The organism is Janthinobacterium sp. GMG2 (genome assembly GCF_033949445.1).
GTDB lineage: Bacteria > Pseudomonadota > Gammaproteobacteria > Burkholderiales > Burkholderiaceae_D > Janthinobacterium > Janthinobacterium aestuarii.
On the sequence record NZ_JAXAWA010000005.1, the window covers coordinates 281,566 to 295,153 of the forward strand.

Consider the following 13,588-nt stretch of genomic DNA (forward strand, 5'->3'; position numbering starts at 1 on the left):
TCAAAAAACGCATATCGAAGCGCGAAAGCATTCGTTTTACTGGGCTTCTGATGGCGATAGGCTGCAAGCATCCGAACAACGCCGCTTTCGACAACCTACAGGGACGGGCATCACATGAGCATCTTGTTATTGGGCGGTAGCCCGCAACTCCCATCGAGTTCCAGCCGCCTGCTGCTGCATATCGGCGAACAGCTGGCGCTGCAGGGCCACAGCTACGCCCAGCTGCATGTGCGCGACTTGCCGGCGCGCGCCTTGCTGCTGGCCGACTACGACGATGCGGCGATCGCCCGCGCCGTGCGCGCCGTGGCCGATGCGGACGCCATCGTGATCGCCACGCCCATCTACAAGGCGTCGTATACAGGGCTGCTGAAAGCCTTCCTCGACCTGCTGCCGCAAGATGGCCTGGCCGGCAAGCTGGTGCTGCCGCTGGCCACGGGCGGCGGCCATGCCCACACCCTGGCGCTCGACTATGCGCTGCGTCCCGTGCTCCATGCGCTGGGCGCCAAGCAAGTCTTCACCAGCATCTATGCCAATGCGCAGCAGCTGGCGTGGCACGAAGAAGGGGGCCTGAGCCTGGACGCGCCGATTGCCGACCGCGTGCAGGCCGGCATCGAGGAGCTCTCCACCGGCCTGTTCGTACTGCAGGGACAGCGTCCGCCCGCGCCAGCCGATATTGCGCACCCCGTACGTTCGCTGCAAGACCAGCCGTATGCGCCTCACTATCAAGCCGCCTGATTATTCACCGACCAAGGAACTGCCATGACACACCGCCACGCACAACGACTCTCGCGCCGTACCACCCTGGGCCTGCTGTTTGCCGCCGCTGCCGGCGTGATGGCGGCCGGCATGCCGGCCGCGGCGCAGGCGCAGGCCAAAGGGGAGCTCCAGGTGCGCATCGGCTACCAGAAATACGGCACCCTGACCCTGCTGAAGGGGCGCGGCACCCTGGAAAAACGCCTAGCCGAACAGGGCGTGGGCGTGAAATGGACGGAGTTTCCGGCCGGCCCCGTGCTGCTGGAAGGCTTGAACGTGGGCAGCATCGATTTCGGCACTGTGGGCGAGGCGCCGCCGATCTTTGCCCAGGCGGCCGGCGCCAACCTGGTCTACGTCGGCAATGAGCCGGCGTCGCCGGCCAGCGAAGCCATCGTCGTGCCCAAGGGATCCGGCCTGCGCACCCTGGCCGATTTGAAGGGCAAGAAAATCGCCCTGAACAAGGGCTCGAACGTGCACTACCTGTTATTGAAAGCGCTGGAAAAGGCCGGTGTCGCGTACGCCGACATCCAGCCCGTGTTCCTGCCGCCGGCCGATGCGCGCGCCGCCTTCGAGCGGGGCAGCGTGGATGCGTGGGCCATCTGGGATCCGTTCCTGGCGGCCGCCGAAAAGCAGCTGGGCGCGCGCGTGCTGGCCGATGGCAAGGGCCTGGTGGCGAACTACCAGTTCTACCTGGCTTCGCGCACGTATGCGGAAAAAAATCCCGAGATCCTGCGCATCGTGCTCGATGAAGTGGCCAAGGTCGATGACTGGGGCCGCAACAATCCGGACGAAGTGGCGACGATCCTGTCGGCACAGACGGGGCTGGGCAAGGATGTCGTGGCGCTGGCCGCCTCGCGCTATGCGTATGGCGTCAAACCCGTGTCGGTCGATGTCATCGCTTCGCAGCAAAGGGTGGCCGATGCGTTTTCCGGACTGAAGCTGATCCCGAAACCGATCGTCGTCAAGGACGCGCTGCTGCCGGCGCGCCAGCTGGCCACCAGCACAAAATAAACAAGCAAAGGAAAGCGCACCATGTCATTGAATGTCTTCTGGTTTATCCCTACCCACGGCGACAGCCGTTACCTGGGCACGTCGCAGGGCGCGCGTCCCGTCGATGCCGATTATTTGCGCCAGGTGGCCGTGGCCGCCGACACGCTCGGCTACGACGGCGTGCTGCTGCCGACGGGCCGATCCTGCGAAGATGCGTGGGTGGTGGCGTCGTCGCTGATCAGCGTGACGCAAAAGCTCAAGTTCCTCGTCGCCATCCGCCCCGGCCTGTCCACGCCGGGCCTGGCCGTGCGCATGGCGTCCACGTTCGACCGCCTGTCGAACGGGCGCCTGTTGATCAACGTCGTCACGGGCGGCGACCAGGGCGAGCTGGAAGCGGATGGCCTGTTTGCCGACCACGCCAAGCGCTATGAAATCTCCGATGAATTCATCAAGGTGTGGCGTGCCACGCTCGCGGGCGAGGGCGGCGCCGCCGGCTACGATTTCGAGGGCAAGCATATCCAGGTGAAGGGCGCGAAAACCCTGTATCCGCCCGTACAAAAGCCGTATCCACCGCTGTATTTCGGCGGCTCGTCGGAGCCCGCGCATGAACTGGCGGCCGAGCAGATGGACGTGTACCTGACGTGGGGCGAGCCGCCCGCCGCCGTGGCCGAGAAAATCGCCGACATCCGCGCGCGCGCGGCAAAAAAAGGCCGCACAGTCCGGTTTGGCATCCGATTGCACGTGATCGTGCGCGAAACGAACGAGGCGGCCTGGCGCGCGGCCGATGAACTGATCAGCCACCTCGATGATGACATCATCGCCAAGGCGCAGGCGGCCTTCGGCAAGATGGATTCCGTGGGCCAGCAGCGCATGGCGGCCCTGCATGGCGGGCGGCGCGACAAGCTCGAAGTATCGCCCAACCTGTGGGCCGGCGTGGGCCTGGTGCGCGGCGGCGCGGGCACGGCTCTCGTCGGCGACGGCCCGACCGTGGTGGCGCGCATGCAGGAATACGCGGACCTGGGCATCGACACCTTCATTTTCTCGGGCTACCCGCATCTGGAAGAGTCGTACCGCTTTGCCGAACTGGTGTTCCCGCTGCTGGGCAAGGGCAAGGCCGTGGGTGAGCAGTCCTTGAGCGGCCCCTTCGGCGAAGTCATGGCCAGCAATATCGTGCCTGCCGCACCGCAGAAAAAGGCGGCCTGAGATGGCGGCCGGCTCCATACGACGGGCAGGCGGCGCGCCGTGGCGTGATTCGCTGGCGCCGTGGGCCTTGCCCGTGGCCCTGCTGCTGGCCTGGCAACTGGCGGCGCAGTGGGGCTGGCTGTCGAGCCGCATCCTGCCCGAGCCGTGGGCCGTGGCAAAAGCGTTTTGGCACCTGGCCGTGTCGGGCGAATTGTGGCTGCACCTGAAAACGAGTTTGTGGCGCGCCACGGTTGGTTTCGCCGTCGGTGCGGGACTGGGCTTGCTGCTGGGCTTATTGACGGGCAGCTTCCGCCACGCGGAAACCCTGCTCGACACGACACTGCAAATGGTGCGCAACATCCCCGCGCTGGCCCTGATTCCGCTGGTGATCCTGTGGTTCGGCATCGATGAAACGGCCAAGCTGTTCCTGCTGGCCGTCGGCGTCTTCTTTCCCGTCTACCTGAACACCTTCCACGGCATACGCTCGGCCGACCAGGGCTTGATCGAAATGGCGAAAAGCTATGGCCTCTCGGGCTGGCCTTTGTACCGCGACGTGATCCTGCCGGCCGCCATGCCGTCCATCCTGGTTGGCGTGCGCTTTTCGCTGGGCCTCGTGTGGGTGCTGCTGATCGTCGCCGAAACCATCTCGGCGCAGGCCGGCATCGGCTACATGACGATGAATGCGCGCGAATTTTTGCAAACGGACGTGGTGCTGGTGGGGATATTGCTGTACGCCTTGCTGGGCAAGCTGGCAGATCTGTTCTCGCGCCGGCTGGAGCGCCACTGCCTGCGCTGGAATCCCGCTTACCGATAGTGACGAAATGACGAAGGAAGACACCATGCTGCTTGCCCCCATCCAGATCGAAACGGATTTTTTGTCGCATTTCGTGCAATACGACCCGGCCAGTGCGCCGCCGCAGGCCAAGGCCGCGCCGCAAGCTCCCTTGGCGCGCCGTGGCGTGCCTTTGGAGCTGACGCAATTGAGCAAGGCCTATGGCGAACGTCCGGTGCTGAAAAACGTCGACCTGCAGCTGGAAGCGGGCGAGTTTGTCGCCATCGTCGGGCGCAGCGGCTGCGGCAAGAGCACCTTGCTGCGCTCGATCGCGGGACTGGAAAGCGTCGATGACGGCAAGGTTGCCATCGGCAGCGGCGTGGGCGCGCCCGACATCCGCATCATGTTCCAGGAATCGCGTCTGCTGCCATGGAAGACGGTGCTCGACAACGTGGCCTTGGGGCTACCCCGTTCCGTCGGCGCGGCGGCCGCCTCGCTGTGGACGGTGGGCCTGGCCGAACGGGCAAATGACTGGCCATCTGCCCTGTCGGGCGGGCAGAAGCAGCGCGTGGCGCTGGCGCGCGCCCTCGTGCACGAGCCGCAACTGCTGCTGCTCGACGAGCCATTGGGGGCGCTCGACGCCCTGACGCGCATCGAGATGCAGCAGCTGATCGAGTCGCTATGGCTGGCGCGCGGTTTCACGGCCGTGCTGGTGACGCACGACGTGGCCGAAGCCGTGGCCCTGGCCGACCGGGTGCTGCTGATCGAGGATGGCCAGATCACCATGGACGTGCCGGTGGACTTGCCGCGCCCCCGACAGCGCGGCCATGCGGCCTTCGCCGCGCTGGAGCAGGCTATCTTGTCGCGCGTGCTGCAGCCGTCTCGGCAAGGACAATAAAGCCGTCGCTATCGACGCTTGCCACGATGGCTTCATAATTGACGATGGCCGGGTGGCGCGTTGCCAGCGGATGCGCATGCGTGGCCGTGACGACGATGACCTTCGCACCGGCCGCTTCGCCCGCCTCGATGCCGACCGACGCATCTTCGAACACCAGGCAGTCGGAGGGCGCCACGCCCAGTTTTTCAGCGGCCAGCAGATAGCAATCGGGTTTTGGTTTGCCTGCCTTGACGTCTTCCGCCGTCACCATGATGGCGGGTATCGGCATGCCGGCCGCCTTCAGGCGGGCAGTGGCCAGCGCGCGCGGCGCCGAGGTGACGATGGCCCATTGCGCGGGCGGCAGCGATTCCAAAAAGCGCAGCGCGCCCGCGATTTCAATAATCCCTTCCACATCGATGATTTCCGCATCCGTGATGCCTTGCGACTCGCGCTGCGCGTCGACGCCGGGCAAGCGCAGTTTGGCGATGGTGTCGACCGAGCGCGCGCCGTGGATGGTGGGCAAAAAGGCCGCCACGTCGAGGCCCTGGCGCTGCGCCCACGTGCCCCAGATGCGTTCGGCGGCGGCGATGGAATTGATGACGGTGCCGTCCATGTCGAACAGAAAAGCGCGGTAGCGGCCGGCGGCCGATGGTGTCGGGGATGAAGACGGCGAGGGCAGTGCGGACATGGCTTCCTTCCAGGCGGGTTGGTTGAGGCTTTTTTGCAAGCGCCCATTGTAAGGTGAAAGCGCAATATGCGTGCTGTGCTACATTCAGCGCACCGGTCATCGTGGCCGGCAAGATACGGACAAGGACAGATAGTGGCAATCGAGTTTTCGTTGGAAGCGGATGCGCAGTTGGAGCAAGGGGTATTGACCGACGTATTGACGCGCTGCGGGGCGCAGGACGTCGAGCCGAGCGACAGGGGCTTCAATGGCTGGTTCCCCGAGTCGGGCCTGAGTTTTTATGTCCGTATCAGGAGCATTGAGCAAGGTATGGGAAGCGCCAGCCCTGACTGCGTGCTTGCCGAATTTCTGCCGTCGCCGCAGGACTGGCGGGTGGAGTACAGGATCAATTTCCGCTACAACAGCGATGAATACAATGCCTGCAGCAGCACCTTGCGCGAAGTCGTTGCCTGCCTGGTGGAATCGAGCCCCTGCAAATTTGTCGTCTCATTTCAATCTGAGCAAGTGTACTGCTTGCGCAATCAGCGGGGGCTGGAAATCTTCAAGGTCATCTGACCTGCTGCCGGACGACAGCCTACAGGTACACCGATTCAAACCTGGCCACGGGCGCGCCATCCTTGAGCAGGATCAGCTTCTCGCCTTCGATCTGGTAGCCCGTCACGCTGTTCAAATTGGCCAGTACGGCGCTTTCCAGCTGCATCAAAGGGGGCGGGCAGGCCATGCGCGTGCCGGCCAGTTGCGTGAAGCGCAGGGCCGTGCCGGCCAGCGTATAGCCGCCCATGACGCGGTTGCAGCCTGTGAAACCGGTGACCTTGCCATCGGCGGTAAGGGTGATGCGCACTTCGCGTTCCTGCTGCGGCGCCATCGCCACGGGAGTCCCATCGAGCTGCGTCAGCTTCCAGTAGGTATTCGTCAGGCTGGCGTTCGGCTTGGCGCTGTCGCTGGTGGCGGCACAGCCACCGGCCATGGCGATGGCGGCGGCGAGGGGGATGTATTTCAGGCGATGCGGCATGGGATGCTCCTGTGAGGGGGAATGCCTGCAGACTAGCAGGTTTTTTGCGCCGCTCAGCGCACGGCAGCGGTGATCGTTTCCATTTTGCCAGTCCTGGCATTAAACTCATGCTTTCTTTAACGTTGATCGGGGAGCCGGGCCGATGCTGCAAGCGCAAGCGCTGGATAATCGACTGGTGGCCACCACTGACGACGACGTGCTGGTCGACCGCATCGTGCCCGGCGCGCCGCTGGTCGTCGCCTTCGGCTTTGTTTCGTGGACCACGCGTCCCGCCTTCGATTTTTACGGGCGCCTGAGAAAGCTGGAGCAGGCCAGCGGGCAGCCGCTGAACAAAATCCTCGTGCGCGATTCGGGCAATGCCTGGTACCACCGCCGCATCGCAGGCCTGGGCAACCATGTCGACGAGACGGCGCAAGCCTTGCGCGAACTCGTGCGCCGCATCGCGCCCAGCCAGGTCACGACCGTCGGCCAGTCCATGGGTGCGTACGCGGCCGTCATGTATGGCTTGCTGCTGGACGCGCAGCAGATCGTCGCCTTCGGGCCGCTGTCCTTCCTCGACGTGCAGCAGGCGCGCTTGTACCATGAGCTGCGCTGGCTGCCCGTGATGGAGTCGCTGGCGCAAGACCCGCCAGCCTCCGGCTACTACGACCTGGCTGCCCTGTGCCGCGCCAGGGCAACCGAGCATACGCAGCTGCACCTGGTGTTCGGCACGCGGCCTGACGCGGCCAATCCAGGCGCCAGCGCCAGCGAATCGGTCAACCTCGACGCCATGCACGCGCAGCGCCTGGCCGCCTATGGTCAATGCACCCTGCACCCGTTTCCCCAGTCGGGCCACGCGGTCGTGCAGCATCTGATCGACACGAAGCGTATCAATGGCTTGCTGGCCAAATGCATACTCGGCCTCACGTTGGCGCCCGAGTCCATGCCGGAGATCGGCGCCGCCTGGCAAGACTGGGTGGCGGAAAACCTGCGCTTGGGCTGCGCCGGCGAACAGCTGGTGGCCGTGCTGCAGCAGCACGGTTTTTCGCTGGCCAGCAGCATGGCTGCCGTGGATGCCGTCCGCGCCAAGGCCACATGACGCCGCAGTTCGAACTCGATACCCTGAAAATCCGCATCGCCGCGCCCGAACTGGCGGCGCTCGATTTGCGCGTGCGCGTGCAGCGCGCGCTGCGCCAGCTGATACTCGATGGCGTGCTGGCGCCGGGCCTGCGCCTGCCGGCCACGCGCGCGCTGGCGCAGTCGCTGGGCGTGTCGCGCGATACGGTGGAAATGGCGTACGCGCAGCTGCGCCTGGACGGTTATATCCAGCGCCAGGCGGGATCGGGCAGTTTCGTCTCGCCGACGATAGGGGCGAACTTGCTGGGCAAGCCGGCGGTGGAGCCGCTGTCCATGCCGGCGCAGCCGGTGGCGCTCAGCGCGCGCGGCGCGCAGATTCTCGCCAGCGGCGGCGTGCTTGACCAGCAAAGCGTGAAGGCGTTTGCCACGGGCTTGCCGGAAACGCGGGCTTTTCCGCTTGACGTGTGGGAGCGCTTGCGGCGCCAGGCGGCCAGCGAACACCATGTGCTGCTGCACGGCGACCCGCAAGGTGCCGAGCCTTTGCGCCAGGCCATCGCCGACTATGTGAACCTGGAGCGGGGCGCGCGGGCCACGGCCAGCCAGGTGCTGGTGCTGAGCAGCACGCGCCAGGCGCTGTACCTGTGCGCGCAGGTGCTGGTCGATGCGCATGGCCCCATCCTGATGGAAGACCCCGGCTATTTCGGCGCGCGCAAGGCGTTCGAGATGGCGCAGCTGCGCGTCGTGCCCGTGCCCGTCGATGCGCATGGCTTGTCCATCAAACATCTGCGGGCGGACCGCAGCGGCGCCAACACGGTGTACGTCACGCCGTCGCATCAATACCCGACGGGCGCCACCCTGGCGCTCGAGCGCCGCCTGGCCCTGACTGCCTGGGCGGCCGAGCGCCAGGGCTGGATCATCGAGGATGATTACGACAGCCAGTTCCACTACGCGGGCTTGCCGACGGCGTGCGTGCAGGGGCTCGACACGCAGCAGCGCACGATTTACCTGGGCACCTTCGCCAAGTCGCTGTATCCGGGGCTGCGCATCGGTTACATGGTGCTGCCGCCCGCGCTGGTGCAAGCGATGACCCATGCGCGCAGCATCCTCGATGGCCACACGCCGCAACTGGACCAGCTGACACTGGCCCGTTTCATCGCCGATGGCCATTTCGCGGCCCATGTGCGCGCCATGCGCAAGGTCTACGCCGTGCGCCGCGATGCCATGGCGCAGGCCGTGCAGCGGCACCTGCCGCACGTGGTCACGGCGCAGCTGCCGCCGGGCGGCTTGCAGATGCCGTGTCTGCTGCACGAGGGCAGGGTGGAGCTGGAAACGATACGCCTGGCGGCGCAGGCGGGCATCGTGCTGCCGGGCCTGAGCCGCTTGTACGCGACGCCGCCGGCGCGCGGCGGCTGGCTGCTGGGCTTTGCGGCCTTGACCCCGCACGAGATCGACAGCGGCATCGTCCGCCTGGCCCGCGCGCTCGGTTGATGCTGTCAAAGTGGTCTGCTGTATGTTCTTGAATTGGCATGCTTCAGCAGTCCATACGGCCATTAATATGCTCGCTTTTAATGGCAGAGGCATATACATGACAACAACCACTACAACCGCCGCCATGGCCGACCGGGCGCGCTGGCGCGACCTGGCGTCCCCCGCCATGGCCGCCTTCATTTCCGTCCTCGTCAACTATGGCGGCACCTTCGTGCTGGTGTTCCAGGCGGCCCAGCTGGCCCAGCTGAGCGCCGCGCAGACGGCGTCCTGGGTCTGGTCGCTGAGCATCGGCGTGGGCGTGACGGGCATCTGGCTCAGCTACCGTTACCGCGCGCCCATCATCACGGCCTGGTCCACGCCCGGTGTGGCTTTTCTGGCCACCGTGATGCCGCACACGCCGTATGCCGAGGTGATCGGCGCCTATATCGTGTCCGCTATCGCCTTCATTCTGCTGGGCATGTCCGGCGCCTTCGAACGCCTCGTGCGGCTGATTCCTGGCGGCATCGCCGCCGGCTTGCTGGCCGGCATCCTGCTGCAGTTCGGCGTGAACGCGTTTGGCGGCGCCAGCGCCGATCCTGTGCTGGTGGTGGTATTGCTGCTGTCGTACGCCGTGCTGCGCCGCTTTACGGCACGCTTTGCCGTGGTGGGCATCATGCTGATCGGCCTGGCCCTGCTGCTGGCGCAGGGGCGCATCGATGCGCAAGGCATCGAACTGGCCCTGGCCGCGCCCGTGTTCGAGATGCCGCGTTTTTCCGTGGCGTCCCTGCTGGGCGTGGCGCTGCCCCTGTTCCTGATCACCCTGACGGGGCAATACATGCCCGGCATGCTGGTGCTGCGCAACGACGGCTACCAGGTCAGCGCGAATCCCATTCTGACGGTGACGGGGCTCTGTTCGCTGCTCATGGCGCCGTTCGGCGCGCACGCCTTCAACGTCGCCGCCATCACGGCCGCCATCTGCACGGGCAAGGATGCGCATGCGGACCCGTCGAAGCGCTATGTCGCGGGGCTGGCGTGCGGCGTGCTGTATATCCTCGTGGGTATCTTCGGCGTCACCCTGGCCAGCCTGTTCATGGTCTTGCCGCGCCCCTTCATCACGGCGCTGGCGGGCCTGGCCTTGCTGGGCGCCATCGGCAACAGCCTGGCGCAGGCGATGGCGGACGTGCGCATGCGCGAAACGGCCTTGATCACATTCCTGGCCACGGCTGCGAACGTGACCCTGCTGGGCGTGGGCGGCGCCCTGTGGGGGCTGGCGGCGGGACTGGCGGCGCACGGGCTGATGCATTGGGGACGCAAGGCGGCATAGCCTGGATATTTGCCCATTTTGCCAGCCGCCGCATACAATTGCTGCGCCCGTGCCCGTTGGCACCGTCTTTTCCCGATGTGAGCGATGGCCGATCTGACTTTCCTGGCGCAGTATCTGCTGGCGATCACGCCCGCCTTCCTCGTCTGCGCCGCCTTGCTGCTGGCCGTTCCCCGGACCGTGCCGCTGCTGCGCGTGCTCGTGCACATCGTGTTTTTCGTGCTGGCGCGCGACGCGATGACGGCGCACGGCTACTGGCAAGTGGCGGCGGGCGGTTTGCGCTTCACTGCGCCGCCGCTGGTCTTGCTGGTGCTGGGCGCCATGTCGCTGGGGCTGGTGGCCAGCACGTGCTGGCTGGAAAACGAGGCGCGCCGCCAGATCCGCTGGTTCGGCATGCGCCCGGTCCTGTCCGTGCTGCTGGGCGTGGCGGGCGCGGCACTGATCATCGCGCTGGCGACGGGTTTGAAAGCGTTGTTCGGCTTGCCTTCCCTGCCGCCCGTCGCGTTATCGCTGCTACCCTTGCTGCTGGGCTTTGCGCTGGCGGCCAACTGTTATGAGGAATTGCTGTTTCGCGGCTTGCTGCAGCAGCAATTGCGCGCCTGGCTGCCGGCCTGGCGCGCGGCGCTGGTGTCGGGCCTGCTGTTTGGCCTGTGCCACGCCTTCCTTGCCACCACCGTCACGCAGGTGGGTGCGCCCATCGTCGTCTTCACCGTGATCGAAGGCGTGGTGGCGGGGCTGGTATATTGCCGTGCCGGCTTGTTGGGCGCGTCCCTGGCCCATGGCCTGGCGATTTTTGCGCTGGCCGCCGGCTGGGTGTGAATCCTGTTGTTTCAATTTAATGAAGAGTGAGAAAGCGATGCCTGTCAGTTCCTACCTGAATACCCGCCCCGTCGTGGGCGAGCGCGTCTACCTGCATGACACGGCGCAAGTGATTGGCGACGTGCAGATCGGCGACGACTGCTCGATCTGGTGCAACAGCGTGCTGCGCGGCGACGTCAACCGCATCGTCATCGGTGAAGGCAGCAATATCCAGGACTTTTCCATGGGTCACGTATCGCACAGGAACGCGGCCAAGCCCGACGGGTCACCGTTGACCATCGGCAAATACGTGACCATCGGCCACTCCGTCATCTTGCACGGCTGCACGATTGGCGACGAGTGTTTGATCGGCATGGGCAGCATCGTCATGGATGACGTGGTGGTGGAAAAGCACGTGATGCTGGGGGCGGGCAGCCTGGTGTCACCGGGCAAGGTGCTGGAAAGCGGGCACCTGTACGTGGGCCGCCCCGCCGCCAAGGTACGCGCGCTGACGGAAGCGGAAATCGCCTACCTGCGCTATTCGGCCGAGCACTATGTGCGCGTGAAAAACAACTACCTGCTTGGCGAACCGGGCTGATGCTTCAGCCTGGCGCCATGGCCAGTGCATTGATGCGCGCCGCCATGGCGCGTGCATCAGGCACGCCCAGCACCAGGCGCGCCCATTTTTCGCCTTGCAATTCGATGACCAGTGGCTGCATGCCGCGCGTCATGAAGACGAACTGGCGGTCGCCGCCCTTGTGATAAGTGCCTGCCGAAATGACTCCCGGCAGGTTGGTGCCCGGTGCGCGCAAGCCAAGGGCCGCGCCGCGGAAACCGTCATCGTCGGTGGCTCCACGCACATGCTGCAGGGGAATGCACAGGTTGCCCTGAAAGGACGCCAGTTTTTCCCATAGGGCCAGGCGGATGGTCAGTGCATCGTCGTTCAATTCGAGGCTAGGCATGGTGTCTCCTTCGTTGGTTGATCCAGATGGCTTAACAGGCGTTCGCCCAGCAGGCGGGACGTATCGGTACCCGTGTCCAGTACGGCGGCACGGCACAGCGCCGTGATGGCGGCGTCAGAGGGCGCCAGTTCCTTCAAGGCGATGATCAGCAAATCGACCGCTTCTTCCCGCGCCGGCCAGCCAGGCTGCAGTGCTTGTGTCAGCACGCGCTCAAACAGATGGCGTTTGGAGCCGAAAGCCTTGTACAGGCTGCCGCGCAGCAAACCCGTCGCCTTGACCAGGTCATCGACCGACGCGGCGTTGTAGCCCAGGCTGCCAAAGACGGCGGCGGCCTGGCTGGTGACGGTGGCTTCGTCAAAATTGCGCGGTCTGGCCATGGTAGGTAGGCGATGGGTACGACGGGGCGGGATGCCCTGTTTCTGGCACCACTATATGCATTGGTGAACGATTGGTCAATAACTATCTGCGGCCAGCGGTTTCGCGCAGTTCCGGCCGCGGCGCCAGGTCTTGCGGTAGGCGCAGGACGGAGACGAGCCCCAGGCGCCGCAACAGCAGCAGCATCCACCAGCCCGGGTCCCATTCTCCCGGCAGCAGGCCCAGTCTGGCCGAGCCCGGATACGCGTGATGGTTGTTGTGCCAGCATTCGCCCATGGTCAGCAGCGACGTCAGGCGGATATTGCGGCCCTGCACGGCGGCGCCGTCGACGTGGAAGTGCATCTGGCCATGGTTGTGGGCGAAGTAGCCGATCAACCAATGGCCGAGCACGCCGGCGCTGACCCGCGCGCAGACGCCCCAGCAGACCAGGCCCCAGCCGCCCCAGACAAAGAACAGCAGGGCCCATGGCAGTTGCTGCAGCATCCAGCTTCTTTCCAGAAAACGGTAAAAGCGGTCGTGCGCGATGCGCGGCTCGATGGCGATGTGCGGCGGGTGGTCGAGGTCGAGGCGGCAGAACAATTGCCACCAGGCATCGCGCCAGAAACCGGCGCCGTGGCGCAAATAGGGGTGGCAATCGGGCAGGCGCTGCGCATAGTCGCGCAGTTCGTGCTGGCGCAGCAGGCCCAGCGGACCGCTGAGGCCCACCAGCACGCCCAGGTACACCAGCAGGTATTCCAGCCATTGCGGGCATTCAAAGCTGTCGTGGATCAGCTTGCGGTGGCTGCCCAGCGAGTGGCCGAACAGCAGGACGATGGCCGTGCCGGCCGCAAACAGCAGCAGACCGGTCCAGCTGAAGTAGCGCAGGGCGCCCGTCACGGCGCCGGCCAGCATGGCCGTCAGCCATAGCGATGGCAAAGGCGCAAAACGCACCGTGCCGTGCAGCACGCTATCGGCGTGGGTGGCGCGGGCGCGGTGGCGATCCAGGCTGGCCGCCGTCATCAGGCCTTGGGGGCCGACGATGGTTGCGTGTACTTGTCGAAGTTGGTGATGTAGTCGTTGAAGTTGTCGGTCAGCATGCGCTTGTACTGTTCCGTGAAGAAGGCCACGGCGCCTTCCTTTTCTTCCTGCATCTTGGCCACGTCGTTGCTCTTGCTGGCGACGAGGAAGGCGTTGAAGCGGGCGGCCGCGTACAGCAGCGAGGTGGCTACTTCATTGCCGCCGCTGTGCATGCATTGCTCATTGGCCAGGGCGATGACCTGGTCGGCGCGTTCCCAGAATTCCGGGCCCGGTGCTGGTTTTGTCGTTGGTGTGCTCATAGAAATCCCTCATGAAAGTGCG

General features: G+C 65.4%; 17 protein-coding genes. 11 read left to right on the top strand and 6 right to left on the bottom strand.

Annotated features, from left to right (window positions below):
* The first annotated feature begins 114 nt into the window (after positions 1-114).
* The 5 genes from ssuE to SKZ59_RS19775 are packed head-to-tail and all read left to right on the top strand — an operon-like array spanning position 115 to position 4,595.
* Positions 115-735: an NADPH-dependent FMN reductase gene (gene ssuE, locus SKZ59_RS19755; RefSeq protein WP_319992717.1), complete on the top strand. Its 621-nt coding sequence runs from the start codon at positions 115-117 to the stop codon at positions 733-735.
* Between the two features lie 24 nt (positions 736-759).
* Positions 760-1,764, top strand: coding sequence for a sulfonate ABC transporter substrate-binding protein (locus SKZ59_RS19760; protein ID WP_413774578.1), 1,005 nt, complete (start codon positions 760-762; stop codon positions 1,762-1,764).
* A 21-nt stretch (positions 1,765-1,785) separates the two neighbouring features.
* Positions 1,786-2,946, top strand: a complete 1,161-nt coding sequence (gene ssuD, locus SKZ59_RS19765; RefSeq protein WP_034757207.1) for an FMNH2-dependent alkanesulfonate monooxygenase — start codon at positions 1,786-1,788, stop codon at positions 2,944-2,946.
* Position 2,947: 1 nt separating this feature from the next.
* Complete coding sequence (ssuC, locus tag SKZ59_RS19770; protein WP_319992718.1) at positions 2,948-3,739, top strand: aliphatic sulfonate ABC transporter permease SsuC; 792 nt, start codon at positions 2,948-2,950, stop codon at positions 3,737-3,739.
* Positions 3,740-3,764: 25 nt separating this feature from the next.
* Positions 3,765-4,595 carry an ATP-binding cassette domain-containing protein gene (locus SKZ59_RS19775; protein ID WP_319992719.1) on the top strand — a complete coding sequence of 277 codons (831 nt, stop codon included), beginning with the start codon at positions 3,765-3,767 and terminating at the stop codon, positions 4,593-4,595.
* On the opposite strand, the gene SKZ59_RS19780 is transcribed toward SKZ59_RS19775, so the two are convergent.
* Positions 4,552-5,262, bottom strand: a complete 711-nt coding sequence (locus SKZ59_RS19780; RefSeq protein WP_219328282.1) for an HAD-IA family hydrolase — start codon at positions 5,260-5,262, stop codon at positions 4,552-4,554. The genes SKZ59_RS19775 and SKZ59_RS19780 overlap by 44 nt on opposite strands.
* A gap of 132 nt (positions 5,263-5,394) precedes the next feature.
* Between SKZ59_RS19780 and SKZ59_RS19785 the strand changes: the two genes are divergently transcribed.
* Positions 5,395-5,814 carry a hypothetical protein gene (locus SKZ59_RS19785; RefSeq protein WP_072454672.1) on the top strand — a complete coding sequence of 140 codons (420 nt, stop codon included), beginning with the start codon at positions 5,395-5,397 and terminating at the stop codon, positions 5,812-5,814.
* Between the two features lie 19 nt (positions 5,815-5,833).
* Here the strand turns inward: SKZ59_RS19785 and SKZ59_RS19790 are convergent, their stop codons facing one another.
* Positions 5,834-6,271 carry an META domain-containing protein gene (locus SKZ59_RS19790; RefSeq protein ID WP_319992720.1) on the bottom strand — a complete coding sequence of 146 codons (438 nt, stop codon included), beginning with the start codon at positions 6,269-6,271 and terminating at the stop codon, positions 5,834-5,836.
* Positions 6,272-6,413: 142 nt separating this feature from the next.
* Here SKZ59_RS19790 and SKZ59_RS19795 point away from each other — a divergent pair, with 142 nt between their 5' ends.
* The 5 genes from SKZ59_RS19795 to SKZ59_RS19815 all read left to right on the top strand — a co-directional run bounded on the left by SKZ59_RS19795 (position 6,414) and on the right by SKZ59_RS19815 (position 11,511).
* Positions 6,414-7,349 carry a hypothetical protein gene (locus tag SKZ59_RS19795; RefSeq protein ID WP_319992721.1) on the top strand — a complete coding sequence of 312 codons (936 nt, stop codon included), beginning with the start codon at positions 6,414-6,416 and terminating at the stop codon, positions 7,347-7,349.
* On the top strand, positions 7,346-8,815 hold the full coding sequence (locus SKZ59_RS19800; protein WP_319992722.1) for a PLP-dependent aminotransferase family protein: 1,470 nt from the start codon (positions 7,346-7,348) through the stop codon (positions 8,813-8,815). Before SKZ59_RS19795 ends, SKZ59_RS19800 begins: the two co-directional genes overlap by 4 nt.
* Before the next feature lie 124 nt (positions 8,816-8,939).
* Positions 8,940-10,118 carry a benzoate/H(+) symporter BenE family transporter gene (locus tag SKZ59_RS19805; RefSeq protein ID WP_413774581.1) on the top strand — a complete coding sequence of 393 codons (1,179 nt, stop codon included), beginning with the start codon at positions 8,940-8,942 and terminating at the stop codon, positions 10,116-10,118.
* Between the two features lie 84 nt (positions 10,119-10,202).
* Positions 10,203-10,934, top strand: coding sequence for a CPBP family intramembrane glutamic endopeptidase (locus tag SKZ59_RS19810; protein ID WP_319992724.1), 732 nt, complete (start codon positions 10,203-10,205; stop codon positions 10,932-10,934).
* Between the two features lie 37 nt (positions 10,935-10,971).
* Positions 10,972-11,511 carry a gamma carbonic anhydrase family protein gene (locus SKZ59_RS19815; RefSeq protein WP_070304316.1) on the top strand — a complete coding sequence of 180 codons (540 nt, stop codon included), beginning with the start codon at positions 10,972-10,974 and terminating at the stop codon, positions 11,509-11,511.
* Positions 11,512-11,515: 4 nt separating this feature from the next.
* Here SKZ59_RS19815 and SKZ59_RS19820 read toward each other — a convergent pair whose 3' ends face one another.
* From SKZ59_RS19820 to SKZ59_RS19835, 4 genes are all read right to left on the bottom strand, one after another.
* The gene (locus tag SKZ59_RS19820; protein ID WP_034757252.1) at positions 11,516-11,875 is read right to left on the bottom strand and encodes a hypothetical protein; all 360 of its coding nucleotides are present in this window, start codon (positions 11,873-11,875) and stop codon (positions 11,516-11,518) included.
* Positions 11,857-12,252 (bottom strand): helix-turn-helix domain-containing protein, encoded by a 396-nt coding sequence (locus SKZ59_RS19825; RefSeq protein WP_319992725.1) that lies wholly within the window; start codon positions 12,250-12,252, stop codon positions 11,857-11,859. Before SKZ59_RS19825 ends, SKZ59_RS19820 begins: the two co-directional genes overlap by 19 nt.
* Positions 12,253-12,334: 82 nt before the next feature.
* Entirely contained in the window at positions 12,335-13,249 is a 915-nt protein-coding gene (locus SKZ59_RS19830) for an acyl-CoA desaturase (RefSeq protein WP_319992726.1), read from the bottom strand.
* Positions 13,249-13,566, bottom strand: coding sequence for a DUF3144 domain-containing protein (locus SKZ59_RS19835; RefSeq protein ID WP_034757267.1), 318 nt, complete (start codon positions 13,564-13,566; stop codon positions 13,249-13,251). Before SKZ59_RS19835 ends, SKZ59_RS19830 begins: the two co-directional genes overlap by 1 nt.
* Positions 13,567-13,588 lie beyond the last annotated feature (22 nt).